Origin of the sequence: Chryseobacterium sediminis (assembly GCF_008386505.1) — a bacterium.
GTDB lineage: Bacteria > Bacteroidota > Bacteroidia > Flavobacteriales > Weeksellaceae > Chryseobacterium > Chryseobacterium sediminis.
In genome coordinates, this window is the sequence record NZ_VUNZ01000003.1 from 494320 (window position 1) to 507751 (window position 13432).

Annotated in this window: 11 protein-coding genes; 2 read left to right on the forward strand and 9 right to left on the reverse strand. The window is 37.9% G+C overall.

What is annotated here, in order from left to right; all coding sequences use genetic code 11:
• Window positions 1-165: 165 nt before the first annotated feature.
• The 9 genes from acs to FW780_RS17555 all read right to left on the reverse strand — a co-directional run bounded on the left by acs (window position 166) and on the right by FW780_RS17555 (window position 11394).
• Window positions 166-2073 carry an acetate--CoA ligase gene (acs, locus tag FW780_RS17515; RefSeq protein WP_149834954.1) on the reverse strand — a complete coding sequence of 636 codons (1908 nt, stop codon included), beginning with the start codon at window positions 2071-2073 and terminating at the stop codon, window positions 166-168.
• Window positions 2074-2129: 56 nt separating this feature from the next.
• Entirely contained in the window at window positions 2130-4016 is a 1887-nt protein-coding gene (locus FW780_RS17520) for an AMP-binding protein (RefSeq protein ID WP_149834955.1), read from the reverse strand.
• An 82-nt stretch (window positions 4017-4098) separates the two neighbouring features.
• On the reverse strand, window positions 4099-4458 hold the full coding sequence (locus tag FW780_RS17525) for a response regulator transcription factor (RefSeq protein ID WP_149834956.1): 360 nt from the start codon (window positions 4456-4458) through the stop codon (window positions 4099-4101).
• A gap of 9 nt (window positions 4459-4467) precedes the next feature.
• The gene (locus tag FW780_RS17530) at window positions 4468-7170 is read right to left on the reverse strand and encodes an ATP-binding protein (RefSeq protein WP_167510748.1); all 2703 of its coding nucleotides are present in this window, start codon (window positions 7168-7170) and stop codon (window positions 4468-4470) included.
• Window positions 7163-7357 carry a hypothetical protein gene (locus FW780_RS17535; protein ID WP_149834958.1) on the reverse strand — a complete coding sequence of 65 codons (195 nt, stop codon included), beginning with the start codon at window positions 7355-7357 and terminating at the stop codon, window positions 7163-7165. Before FW780_RS17535 ends, FW780_RS17530 begins: the two co-directional genes overlap by 8 nt.
• Before the next feature lie 61 nt (window positions 7358-7418).
• Window positions 7419-7646 (reverse strand): DUF6814 family protein, encoded by a 228-nt coding sequence (locus FW780_RS17540; protein ID WP_149834959.1) that lies wholly within the window; start codon window positions 7644-7646, stop codon window positions 7419-7421.
• A 43-nt stretch (window positions 7647-7689) separates the two neighbouring features.
• Entirely contained in the window at window positions 7690-9270 is a 1581-nt protein-coding gene (locus FW780_RS17545) for an MFS transporter (RefSeq protein ID WP_149834960.1), read from the reverse strand.
• A gap of 46 nt (window positions 9271-9316) precedes the next feature.
• Complete coding sequence (locus tag FW780_RS17550; protein WP_149834961.1) at window positions 9317-10696, reverse strand: porin; 1380 nt, start codon at window positions 10694-10696, stop codon at window positions 9317-9319.
• A 281-nt stretch (window positions 10697-10977) separates the two neighbouring features.
• The gene (locus FW780_RS17555) at window positions 10978-11394 is read right to left on the reverse strand and encodes an IS1/IS1595 family N-terminal zinc-binding domain-containing protein (protein WP_149834962.1); all 417 of its coding nucleotides are present in this window, start codon (window positions 11392-11394) and stop codon (window positions 10978-10980) included.
• Window positions 11395-11554: 160 nt separating this feature from the next.
• Between FW780_RS17555 and FW780_RS17560 the strand changes: the two genes are divergently transcribed.
• On the forward strand, window positions 11555-12241 hold the full coding sequence (locus FW780_RS17560) for a GNAT family N-acetyltransferase (protein WP_149834963.1): 687 nt from the start codon (window positions 11555-11557) through the stop codon (window positions 12239-12241).
• On the forward strand, window positions 12213-13409 hold the full coding sequence (locus tag FW780_RS17565) for an argininosuccinate synthase (RefSeq protein WP_149834964.1): 1197 nt from the start codon (window positions 12213-12215) through the stop codon (window positions 13407-13409). The genes FW780_RS17560 and FW780_RS17565 overlap by 29 nt, the downstream gene beginning before the upstream one ends.
• Window positions 13410-13432: the final 23 nt, after the last annotated feature.

Consider the following 13432-nt stretch of genomic DNA (forward strand, 5'->3'; position numbering starts at 1 on the left):
TATTGTTGAATTTTATTTATTTATATTGGGATTCTATTCATTATAATGTAAAATTATCTATACACGGCGATAAAGTTTGTCGTACCTTTTTTAAGGTATAAATTGCATACATAAAAAAGCCCCGAAAATAATTTCCGGGGCTGTCTATTGCTAAATAATGATTAATTAAATTCTTTCGTTTTTGATTTCCTCTACAATTTCAGGGTTTAAAAGCGTACTGATATCTCCAAAATTACTGAAATCACCTTCCGCAATTTTTCTCAATATTCTACGCATAATTTTTCCGGAGCGTGTTTTTGGAAGTCCGGAAACAAACTGTATTTTATCCAGCTTGGCAATTGGTCCAATCTGATCTGAAATCAGTTGATTGATCTCTTTCTTCAGATTTTCTTTATCACGCCCTTCTCCGGATTCTTTAAGCATTACATAACCATACAGTGCATTTCCTTTGATGTCGTGCGGATAGCCTACAATAGCGGATTCCGCAACGGCAGGGTGCTGGTTGATACTATCTTCAATAGGTGCAGTTCCAAGATTATGTCCGGAAACGATGATCACATCATCTACACGTCCGGTAATTCTGTAATAACCCACTTCATCCCTCAAAGCACCGTCTCCGGTAAAATATTTCCCAGGGAAGGCTGTGAAATACGTTTCTTTATATCTTTGGTGGTCGCCCCAGATGGTTCTCGCAATTCCCGGCCATGGAAAACGGATACAAAGATTTCCGGTCACCTGGTTGCCTGTAATTTCATTTCGTTTATCATCCATTAAAACAGGTTGTACACCTGGCAGCGGGAGAGTGGCATAAGTAGGTTTCGTTGGCGTAACAAAAGGAAGTGGCGAAATCATAATTCCTCCTGTTTCAGTCTGCCACCACGTATCCACGATCGGACATTTTTTCTTTCCAACATGATCATTGAACCAATGCCATGCTTCATCATTGATAGGTTCACCCACAGAACCAATTACTTTCAGAGAACTCAGGTCATGCTTATCAACCCACTCCGCACTTTCTTTCGCCAAAGAACGGATCGCTGTAGGGGCAGTATAAAACTGAGTGATCTTATGTTTTTCAATCACTTCCCAGAAGCGGTCTGGTTCAGGATAGGTAGGAACACCTTCAAAGATTACGGTAGTAGCCCCATTTAATAAAGGTCCGTAAAGAATGTAAGAATGTCCTGTGATCCATCCGATATCTGCGGTACACCAGTAAATATCATTTTCTTTATAATTGAATACATTTTTGAAGGTATAAGCGGTGTACACCATATAGCCCGCACAGGTATGAAGCATTCCTTTTGGTTTTCCTGTAGATCCTGAAGTATATAAAATGAAAAGCGGATCTTCAGAATCCATAATTACCGTAACAAAATCAGCAGAAGCTTTCTCATACAGATCGGCCATCCAGTAATCTCTTCCTTCTTTCATTGTAATTTCGTTATGGGTTCTCTTGACTACAAGAACGTTTTCAACTGTTGGTGTTTTTTCTAAAGCATCATCAACAATACTTTTCAGGTCAAGAACTTTATTTCCTCTGTAACTTCCATCCGATGTGATTACCATTTTTGCTTCACAGTCATTTACCCTTGAAGCTACTGCAGAAGCTGAGAATCCTGCAAAGATCACAGAATGTACTGCCCCCAGCTTTGCACAGGCAAGCATTGTAATGGCCAATTCAGGAATCATGGGAAGATAAATACAGACTCTGTCTCCCTTTTTAATCCCCATATCATGTAAAACATTAGCCGTTTTATTCACTCGGGTATACAATTCCTGATAAGAAATATGCTGTGCTTCTTCCTTAGGATCGTTGGGTTCCCAGATGATGGCTGTTTTATCTCCTCTTATGGCAAGATGCCTGTCTATACAGTTTTTGGTAATATTGAGTTTTGCATTTTTGAACCAGGTAATTTTAGCTTCATTCATATCGTACTTAACAACCTTGCTCCATCTTTGGTACCACACGAAATTTTGATCCGCTACCTTATCCCAGAATTTTTTAGGATTTTTGATAGACTTTTTATAATCTTCAAAATACTGTGGTAAATCTTCTATTAAGTAATTTCTCATATCCCTTTCGTTTTTTGAAATTTGAATTTATTTTAAATTTATGTTTAATTTCTGGCTTAAGCCCTGTATTCCTTGATTTTTTCCTGAATTTCATCAATAATTTTCTCATCGTCAATTGTTGAAGGAATCTGGAAATCTTTCCCGTCAAGTAAAGTCCGGATCAGTTTTCTTAAAATCTTTCCGGATCGTGTTTTAGGTAGGCGTTTGACAACCATGGCGTTTTTCAGAAAAGCTACTGCTCCGATTTTGTTGCGGACCATCTGAATGATATCTTTTTCAACGTCTTCCTCGGAAATAGCTGATCCATTTTTCAACACAACGGTTGCAAAAGGAACCTGTCCTTTTAAATCATCATCAATTCCTACTACAGCGCATTCTGCAACATCAGGATGTGAAGAGACAATTTCCTCCATTTCAGAAGTAGAAAGTCTGTGTCCCGCAACGTTGATTACATCATCCACTCTTCCTGTGATGAAAATATAGCCGTCTTCATCCTGTATTGCCCCGTCTCCTGAGAAATAGTATCCTTTGTACTGAGACAGGTAACTGTTTTCAAAACGTTGATAGTCTTTCCATATTCCAAGCATGGCACCGGGTGGGAGAGGAAGTTTGATTACCAGATAACCCTCGTGATGAGGATCAAGTTCCAGTCCGTTTTCATCAAAAATTTTAATGTCATATCCCGGAACAGGTTTCCCTGCAGAAGCTCTTTTGATCTGATAGTTTTCATCATGAGTAAGTAATCCAAGCATAGGCCATCCGGACTCGGTCTGCCACCAATGGTCTATAGCCGGAACTCCGATATGTTCTGCAAACCAATCCAGAGTAGCCACATCACATCTTTCACCAGCCAGAAACTGTTTTTTGAAATGGGTTAAATCATATTTTTTTACCAGTTCTCCGTTCGGATCTTCTTTTTTGATTGCTCTGATAGCAGTAGGCGCAGTAAACATTACCGAAACCTTATATTCTGAAATAATTCTCCAAAATGTTCCTGCATCGGGAGTCATGATAGGTTTTCCTTCAAAAATAATAGTTGCGTTTCTATTGATAAGTGGTCCGTACACCGAAAAACTGTGGCCAACTGCCCATCCAAAATCTGAAGCAGCCCAATAGGTTTCTCCCGGATCAACACCATAAACATATGTCATGGAAAATTTTAAAGCAGTTGCGTAACCTCCTGTATCACGAACAATGCCTTTTGGCTTTCCTGTAGTTCCGGATGTGTAAAGCAGATAAAGCGGATGGGTAGATTCCACAGAAATACATTCTGTAGGAGCTGATTTTTCAACCAGTTCTTCATAATCAATCAGTCCATCAAACATTTCATCCTGATTATCTACTAATTTTCTGTTGTATACAACAATATGATCTACTTTATCCTGTGCAAGTTCAATCGCTTTTTCTACCAGTGGGAGGTAAGGAATTCTTTTGGCAATTTCTACTCCTGCAGTGGCTGTGATTAAAACTTTGGGTTTACAGTCGTCAATTCTTACCACAAGTTCATGAGGGGCAAAACCTCCGAAAACCACATTATGAATAACCCCGATTCTTGCACATGCCAGCATCGCAAAAAGAGTCTGAGGAATCATTGGCATATAAATAACCGCTGTGTCTCCTTTTTTTAATCCTAAAGAAATTAGTCCTCCTGCGAATTTTGAAATTTCCTCCTTCGCCTGATTGAAGGTGTAGGTTTTCTTTTGGCTGGTGACAGGAGAATCGTAAATTATTGCAGTCTGATCCCCGAATCCGTCTTCAATGTGTTTGTCAATACATAAGTAACACATATTGAGCTTTCCGTCGGAAAACCATTGTGGGTAATCATTTTCGTCTTTGGAAAGGATCTGCTTTGGAAAATCAAACCATTGTATTTGTTCGGCCTGTTTTCTCCAGAAGTCTTCTTTATTCTCTATGCTTTGTTTAAATAATATATCAGTATCCATATCAATAGTCTTGTGTTTGTTTTTTTGCTTATCCTTGTCAAGATTTTAAACCTTGACAAGGATAAAAGGGCGAAGCAACATTTTAAAACATTTCTTCAATTTGCTGCATCAGCTTTTTGATGGAGTAGGGTTTTGTGACGTAGGCATCAGCTCCCATTTCCAATCCCTTTTCAATATCTCTGGGGTTGTTTTTGGCACTTAGAAAGATGACTTTGGTATCTCTTAGTTTTTCGTCTTGTTTTATGAGGTCCAAAGTGCTGTACCCATCAAGATTTGGCATCATAATGTCGAGAAGGATTACATCCGGAACCATTGTTTTCAAAAAATCAAGGACTTCCGTACCGTCACGGGCAATATAAACGTCATAGCCATTTTTCTTGAAGCTGTATTCCAGCGACATGAGTATTTTGTGTTCGTCATCAGCAATAATTATCTTTTTCATAAAAGGGTTTTAATGGTGTTCAACTTCATCTGTGATCTCTTTTTTTATTTTTTTGGGAATGCTTATGGTGAAAGTGACTCCCAGTCCGCTGTTTTCGGCTTTTATATTTCCTCCGTGTGCCTGTACTATCTTTTTTGAAATAGCAAGTCCCAGTCCGCTTCCTGTTGGTTTTATAATGTTCTGGTTTTTAGATTGATAAAATTTGTCAAAAATCATTTCCAGGTCTTCTTCCGGAATGTGTTTTCCGGTATTGAAAATACTGATGGCAAGTTGTTGGTCTTTTTCAAATAATTTGGTTTGAATAGTTCCCTGCTCATCTGTGAATTTTAAAGCATTTCCCCATATATTTTGAAAAAGCTGAATCATTCTCGCTTCATCGTATTCAAATATAAACTGATTCAGAAGATTAACTTCACTTAAATGAATATTTTTATGTTGTATCAGGTGAAGAAGTGGGCTTAATGCTTTTTTATAGGTTTCAATAATGTTATTTTCCTGAATATGTAAAGAAATTTCGCCATGCTGTAATTTATCCAGATACAAAATATCGTTGATGATTTCACTTAATCTGTCAGATTCTGTGATGATGTTGTTTAAAAATTCCTGTTTAATGTCAAAAGGAATATCGTCATCATCAGCTAAAATTTCTCCAGCAGAACGAATAGCCGTAATCGGGGTTCTCAGTTCGTGAGCAACAGAGTCAAGGAAATCGTCTTTTTGGCGGTCTTTGATGATGAGGCTCTCATTGGCGGTTCGCAGATCGTCTGAAAGTTTTTGCAGCTCTTCGGACTGCTCGGTAAGCTTTTTATTTAAGCTGATATTTTCTTTAGATTCTTCAAGAATATTTAAAACCTCTTTTAAAGATATTTTATCTTCTTTGGTGACACCTTCAATTAATATTTTTGCTGAAGCAGTCCCGATTCTTCCTGCCAGAAGGTTTTCTGAAAATTTGATAAATCGGGAATCGGCGGTTTCTGTTTTGGAATCAATGTTATATTTTAAATTAAAAATTCGTAACGCCTGCTCTGTTTTATTTTTGCCTAGAAAACGTTCAAGAATATTTTGAATATCCGAAATATAAGCTGTTCCGCGCCAGATAAAAGCATTTTCATGATTCTGAATGTATTTGTCAATATCCACATACAGTTCAGCAAAGTTTCTTTCACGGTAATTTCCCTTAGAACTTACGGAAACAATGGTAAACAGGCTTGTATTTACAAGCATCGACCAGAAGAAAATCTGTGGAATTCTTCCCAGATAAGGAATGGTGAAAAATCCGAAAGCATCGTACATGTCTCTCAGTACTCCTTTAAGCTCCTGATTGTATGAAAAATAATACTGAGGAATAATCAATCCGAAATAACAGATCGCTAATCCTGCTATAAGCCCTGTAACAGCACCTTTGTAACTTCCTCTTCTCCAGAATAAAGCTCCAAAAAATGCAGGCGCCAGCTGAGCAATGATGACAAATGAGATCAATCCTACAGAATCCAGTGAGGTTTTCAGGATGAAATATTTATAAAAGACAAATGCCATGATAATCAGTCCAAAAATGCTGATTTTTCTGATATTGGTAATGCTTCTTGTGTTTTGTTCCTCACTTTCGGATTTTAATTTTCCAAGCAATCCATATGGAATGATGAGGTTGTTGGAAAGCATGATGGACAAAGTAATGGCGGAAATAATAATCATGGAAATACATGAACTCAATCCTCCCAGAAAAACAAGTACAGTGATAAGGGTATTGTCAAAATGCTGCGGAATCAGAATAGAGTAGAACTCCGGATTTACGTTTTGACCATCAAAAATCAGTCTTCCACCCCAAGCGATCGGAAAGATAAATATGGTGAAGATTAGAAGGTAAAGAGGGAAAAACCAAATCGCTGTTTTGATATGTTTTTCCTGCCTGTTTTCAACAATAGCGGTGTGAAACTGTCTCGGCAGAATACAGATTGCTGTTGCAGAAATCATACACAAAATCATCCAGTTCATAGCACCCTCAATACCGTTGAAGGTGTTTTTCTCTTTAAAATCTTTAAATCTGCTGGCTTTCTCATAGATATCTGAAAATCCGTCAAAGGCATAATAGATCACGAAAAGCCCGAGAATGATAATAAAGAATAGCTTTAAAAAACTTTCCAGCGCAATGGCTGAAATAATCCCCAGTCGTTTTTCTGAGGCATCTACATATCGGGTTCCATAATAAGAGGAAAATAAGGCAATTAAAACCACTACAAAAGTGGCGTTATCGGTAAGGATATTTTTTGACATCGGAGTTTCCGTTACCAAATGAAACGTTTCCGAAATTGCTTTGATCTGCAACCCGATATAAGGAACAATAGCCAAAAGACAAACCACTGTAATAATAGCACTCAGACTTCTGCTGTTCCCATATCTTAACGAGATGAAATCAGCAAGGCTGCTTATTTTATTAACCCTTGAAATTCTTACGATCCGGGTGTTGATATAGATCCAGGCCGGAATAATCATGATAGGGCCAATGTAAATCGGCAGATAATTTAATCCGCTTGTAGCTGCAACCCCAATGCTTCCATAATACGTCCAGGCAGTACAGTATACTGCAAGAGACAATGCATAGATGTAAGGATTGTTGATCCAGAGCTTACTCTTTTTCTTCTCTGCCAGGTGGGCAACCAAGAAAAGAAGAGCGAGGTAAAACAGAACCACAAAAAATAATGCGAAACTACTCATCATGTCTTTTTACAATTACAAAAGAAATCATAATGGAAATCATCCAGACCACGAACAGGTAAATGAGGATCATAGGATAGCCTAAAACCTCCCTTTCGCTGTTAAAAAGCAATGAAATAGGAATGCTGAAAGCAATCATAAGCCCTACGCTCAGTATGATAAGTTTTTGCTCGTGTCTCTTTTTCATAAATGATTATTGATAAAAGATAATTGATGGACGTGCTATCCATCAATTATCTTTTTTGTTTTTAAATTTTATCGTCAGAATATTCTCCTTTCAGGGCATAATAACCGAAAATGGCCATTCCCCCTGAAATAATTGGCATCAGTACAAAAAGGATGATAATGCCAAAAACCAAATCTTCCTGCTTTCCGGATGCTATTTTTGGGATTCCCAATACCGTAATTCCGAAATACCCTACAACTACCGCGATTGCGATCCAGAGAATGCCTAATATTTTTTTTAGTCCGTTCATTTTAGTAGTTTTAAAATTAATAAAAATTTGAGTGATTCAGTACTTAATCGTGAAGATTATTGTTCTTATTTTTAAGATAAAATAATCCGATGATAAGACATACTGCAGCAACTCCAATAGGATACCAAAGCCCTTCCAGATACCAGGTTGCATGTCCTGCTTCTTTTCCTGTAGTAACCAGATAAGTTGCCACTGCCGGCAGAAGACCTCCAAATACCCCGTTTCCGATGTGATAAGGTAATGACATTGAGGTATAACGAATCCTCACAGGGAACATTTCTACAAGGAAAGCGGCAATAGGTCCGTATACCATGGTTACAAATATTACCTGGATAAATACGAGGAATACCAGATACCATTTCGTGTCGTCGCTCAGTTTTACAGACGTGGAGATTTTTGGTTCTTCCGCTTTTCCGTCTTTCATAACAGGTCCTGCGGGCGACCAGTGAACAATACTGTCTTTTTTGATTAAAGTTCCGTCTGTGTAAAGGGTTTCTTTGTGGAAAGTAACCAGACTATCCGTAGCAATATCACTGTGGATTTTAGCGCTTCTTTTTTCTGTAATTCCATTGGCAGCAATGGTTTTGCTCTCAAGGTTTACACTTTTGAACATACTGTCGTAAATAGGTCTGTAAGCTAAAATAGCGACCAACATTCCTGTCATCATCACTGCTTTTCTTCCAATTTTGTCAGACAGCCATCCAAAGAATACAAAGAAAGGTGTTCCCAAAAATAAAGCAGTAGCCATGAGTGAATCTACCTGTGCAGATTCTACATTCATTACCTTTTGAAGGAAACTCATGGCGTAAAACTGTCCAGTGTACCAGATAACTCCTTGTCCCATTGCCGCTCCGAATAAGGCTAATAATACAAACTTGAAGTTGTATCTATTCCCGAAACTCTCTTTTAAAGGATTTTTAGAAGTTTTCCCCTCGCTCTTAGCCTTAGCAAAAAGAGGCGATTCTTTCATATTCTTTCTGATGACATAGGAAACGGCAACCATCAAAATCGAGATCCAGAAAGGAACTCTCCATCCCCAGTTGTCAAATTCTTCTGCGGAAAGGGTTGATTTTGTGATTAAAATTACGATCAGTGAAATGAAAAGTCCGGCCGTTGCGGTAGTCTGAATCCATGAAGTCCAGTAACCTCTTCGGTGAGGCTGGGCATATTCAGCAACATACGTGGCAGCACCTCCGTATTCACCACCAAGAGCAAGCCCCTGAAGTAATCTTAAAATTAAAACTAAAACCGGTGCCATAAACCCAATGGTTTTATAACTTGGAATACATCCGATAAGGAAAGTAGAAAATCCCATGATCAGTAAAGTAACAAGAAAAGTATATTTTCTTCCGATGATATCTCCCAGTCTTCCGAAAAATAAAGCTCCGAAAGGCCTTACAACAAATCCGGCGGCAAAAGTAGCCAGAGTAGATAAAAATGCTGCAGTAGGATTATCTGCAGGGAAAAATTTAGTAGCTAAAACAATAGCTAAACTTCCGAAGATATAGAAATCGTACCATTCTATCAGGGTGCCGAGGGATGAAGCAGTGATCACACTCCATATGGTGCGGTTTTTCTGCCTGTCGGTCATATTTTCGTAGCTTTCGTGATGATTTTCGCTCATATTGATTAGTTTTTGATGTTAGTGGAATAGGATAGTAAGTAATGTTCTATAGATAGATTTGAAACTGTACAATAAATTCTCCCTTTGAAGAAGGACTTTCAGTAGGGCTCGTATAAATCGGTCTTGTTGAATATTGGGTCGTGATTTTTGCATGATGCCCATCTATGAACCAATTGGCTCCTACGTCAAACTGGGATGAAGATTTATCGAAAGCCTCAAAACTTTTATGGGTATACGCAGCGAAAGGCTGTATTCTGATTTTTGGCTTTTCTGCCTGGCTTGGTAATAGTAAACCAGCCTGTGCGTAGATAATATTACCTGTTCCGATGGTCGGTTGCAGGTTTCCTGGTCCTGCAATAGCTTTATTTCCAATAAAATTAGGATCTGAAGCAGCAATATTCATTGTACCCAGATTTCTTACGTAATTAGGACCGAAATTATAGTTATAATATCCGGCATAGGCGGAAACTGCCATTTTGTTTTTCGCTTCTCCCAAAGGAATATCGGCGAAGGCATCTACAGCAAAAAGAGTAATATCGTGTTTCTCAATGTTGGAGTTCACGGAAGTTCTTGTTCCGTCTGCCTGATGATAAAAACCTGCGCCTACATTGAAAACTTTCTTCGTTCCCAGATAAGATCCCACTTTGTATGGAAGGGTATTCGATTCCTCATCAAGGAACTGGTATTCCACATATCCTGCTTTTGAAAAACTGGGATTTCCGTTGTTGTCTACCGCAACAGCTTTTGAAGGATCTGTTACATTTACTGGGATCAGATCTGTGGCAAAAGGTTTATTTAAGCTGAAACGGTATTCCAGTTTTCCGTATTTACCTTTTGCAAACATTCCAAGCTGTCTTGCAAATTGATCAGAATTGTCAATCAGTGGCCATGAGAAAACGGGAGAATCTAATGTGAGGAAATTCAGCGTAGAAGCCATCGTCATACGGGAAAGTCCCATATAGTAATGAAGGCCCGCCCCTAAAGATAAACTGAATTTTCCTGCTTCTCCAGGTAAAATAACTGCATATTCGTTCCAGGCATCATGAAAAAATAACTGGGTTTTCTTTCCGTTTCCGTAACCTCCTGTACCGGAAGTACCTGTGGCCCCACCATTGATGAAAGTCTGGTTATTGATTCCGAAATGAAGGAGAATCATATATCTTTTAGAGATCTGTGCATACGCTAAAGCACGTAATCGTCTGTTTCCTATGCTCCAGGAGTTGTCTGTGGGCTCACCACCTACCATACTTCCGGGATTCATAGAGGTGTTTCTCAGCCAAAGCTGATCCCATAAAATAAAACGGACGAATTTATCACCATCAGGATTGAGGTTGAGTTTTAAGCCACTGCCATAATCAGGAGACCCTTGAGAGTATATAGAACTGCTGATTAAGGCTACTCCAATAAATGTAAGTAATTTCTTCATAAATTATCAATTTTTGGCGTTGTTTTTTATGAATGCCAAATTGTAATTAATAATTTAGTTACGAAAATTTAATATATATTAGTGGTAATGGTATAGTTATGACGTATTTAATGTTATATGGTTTCGGTTTCGGGATCCGGGATTTTAATCTAATCGGTTTATAAGTGTTTGATATTGAAAAATATAATTAAATCTAGTGGCTCTTACCTCACCCTGTATCTCGCATCTCGTAACTCGTATCCCGCACCTCGTATCCCGCATCCCCTAACTCGCATCCCGCACTACTTCTTAAACCTTTCCCACTTAATCAGCATATACTTATCAGCAAACTGGGTAATGATAATCCCTGAATTTTTAATATTTTCTTCCTGAGCGATATACTCAATAAGTTCATTCTGTTTCAATATTTTATAAACAGGGTGAAACTCGGAGTGAGGAGGTCTTGTAATATTATACTTTTTGATCCATGAACTTATAGTAACGTGTGAAACTCCTATAATTCTTTCTATTTCACGATAACTTAAGCCTTCCAAATATAGCTGCAGTGCTTTGGTGACGTAATAATCGTCAATCTGTTTTCCTAGTTTTTTAACAGTGAAATAATATTTACAGTCTTTGCAGTGGAAGCGTTGCTTTTCATTAATGATACCGCTTTTTACTACTTTGATACTGTTGCATTTAGGACAGGTGTTTTCCATAACTATATTATTTTAGCAAATATATAATAAATTAGCAAATGTATATTTTTCAATAAAGATAATTTTACCTGTATAAAATTTTAAAACAAAAAAAATATCTTTTTTATTTGGATTTAAAAGAAAATATATTTTAAATTTGCCAAAAAAATTAGATAAATAAATGGAAATAGAAATTTCCTCATGCGAGCATCTAATGTATGTGAGTGAAATACAGCAGGAAATGTATGATTCTGCACAGCGCAGAGGAACGGGGATCGCAAAACGTTCCATAGAATATTTGAGTAAGAAGATTTCAGAAGGCAATGCTGTGGTAGCTACTGAAAATGGCGAGTGGGTAGGTTTCTGCTATATAGAAACCTGGTCGCATGGGAAGTTTGTGGCCAATTCGGGATTGATTGTATCACCGAAGTTCAGGAACGGGGGCGTAGCAACTCAAATCAAGCAGAGGGTTTTCCAATTATCTAGAGATAAGTATCCGGAAGCGAAAGTATTCGGATTGACAACAGGTTTGGCAGTAATGAAAATTAATAGTGATTTGGGGTATAAACCGGTAATCTATTCTGAACTTACTCAAGATGAAGAATTCTGGAACGGCTGCAAAAACTGCGTGAACTATGAGATTTTAATGATGAAGGAACGTAAGAATTGTCTGTGTACAGCCATGTTATTTGTTCCTGAAAATATAGAAAAAAAAGAGGTTGTAAATGATCAGCCTGAAAATAAATATAATGGAGCAAGCCAAAGTAATTTTGTGTATTCTGCACAAAACTCTGCAAGTGAATTCCATGTGACCATTAATAAAAATAAAAGAAGTCCAGATGAAAAAGAAAGTCATCTTAGCGTTTAGTGGAGGTTTAGATACTTCCTACTGTGCCAAATATCTTAGTGAAACACTAGGATATGATGTGTATGCAGTCACTGTAAATACCGGAGGTTTTTCAAAAGAAGAAGAAAAAGAATTGGAGAGAAAAGCTTTAAATCTTGGAGTGAAAGAATACAGGTGCGTAGACGCTCAGGAAGATTACTATAATTCATGTGTGAAGTATTTGATTTTTGGAAATGTACTAAAAAATAATACCTATCCTCTTTCTGTAAGTGCTGAGCGTACTATTCAGGCGCAGGAAATTGCAAAATATGCGATTGAGGTAGAGGCGGATGCTATTGCTCATGGAAGTACAGGAGCTGGAAATGATCAGGTTCGATTTGATTTGATTTTCCAGGTAATGTGTCCGAATATTGAAATCATTACGCCTATCCGTGATATGGCTTTGTCTCGTGAAGAAGAAATTGAGTTTTTGAAAGGCCACGGTTACGAAATGGAATTCCATAAAGCACAATATTCAGTGAATAAAGGACTTTGGGGAACTTCGGTAGGAGGAAAGGAAACCTTGACTTCAAGAAACTATCTGCCGGAAGAAGCTTTTCCATCACAGATTAAAGAAAATCAGCCCTCAGAACTGGAAATCGAGTTTAAAAATGGAGAAGTGATAGGAGTGAATGGAGAAAGTTTTGAACATTCTGTGTATGCGATTCAGAAAATAGAAGAATTGGCTTCAGCTTACGGAATTGGCCGTGATATCCATGTTGGAGATACCATTGTTGGAATTAAAGGACGAGTGGGATTTGAAGCCGCTGCAGCATCAGTGATCATCAAGGCACATCATTTATTAGAAAAACATACGCTTTCAAAATATCAGCAAATGATGAAGTCTCAGTTATCCGATTGGTATGGGAACTGGCTTCATGAGGCACTTTTCTTAGATCCTGTAATGAGAAATATAGAATCTTTCCTGACAGATTCTCAAAAAACAGTGAGCGGAAAAGTATTCGTAACGCTTCATCCTTACAGATTTATTTTAAACGGAATTGAATCTGATCATGACCTGATGTCTGATAAATTCGGAAGTTATGGAGAGGCAAACAGAGCGTGGACAGGAGATGATGTGAAAGGATATACAAAAATTGTAAGCAATTCTTTAAATATATACCACCAGATTAACCAAAATATCAATTAGTTCCGAAGGGACGATTAATGCAA

Coding starts and splice junctions, on each gene's coding strand:
- acs (WP_149834954.1), bottom strand. CDS start 2,073: ATGAGAAATTACTTAATAGAAGATTTACCACAGTATTTTGAAGATTAT.
- FW780_RS17520 (WP_149834955.1), bottom strand. CDS start 4,016: ATGGATACTGATATATTATTTAAACAAAGCATAGAGAATAAAGAAGAC.
- FW780_RS17525 (WP_149834956.1), bottom strand. CDS start 4,458: ATGAAAAAGATAATTATTGCTGATGACGAACACAAAATACTCATGTCG.
- FW780_RS17530 (WP_167510748.1), bottom strand. CDS start 7,170: ATGAGTAGTTTCGCATTATTTTTTGTGGTTCTGTTTTACCTCGCTCTT.
- FW780_RS17535 (WP_149834958.1), bottom strand. CDS start 7,357: ATGAAAAAGAGACACGAGCAAAAACTTATCATACTGAGCGTAGGGCTT.
- FW780_RS17540 (WP_149834959.1), bottom strand. CDS start 7,646: ATGAACGGACTAAAAAAAATATTAGGCATTCTCTGGATCGCAATCGCG.
- FW780_RS17545 (WP_149834960.1), bottom strand. CDS start 9,270: ATGAGCGAAAATCATCACGAAAGCTACGAAAATATGACCGACAGGCAG.
- FW780_RS17550 (WP_149834961.1), bottom strand. CDS start 10,696: ATGAAGAAATTACTTACATTTATTGGAGTAGCCTTAATCAGCAGTTCT.
- FW780_RS17555 (WP_149834962.1), bottom strand. CDS start 11,394: ATGGAAAACACCTGTCCTAAATGCAACAGTATCAAAGTAGTAAAAAGC.
- FW780_RS17560 (WP_149834963.1), top strand. CDS start 11,555: ATGGAAATAGAAATTTCCTCATGCGAGCATCTAATGTATGTGAGTGAA.
- FW780_RS17565 (WP_149834964.1), top strand. CDS start 12,213: ATGAAAAAGAAAGTCATCTTAGCGTTTAGTGGAGGTTTAGATACTTCC.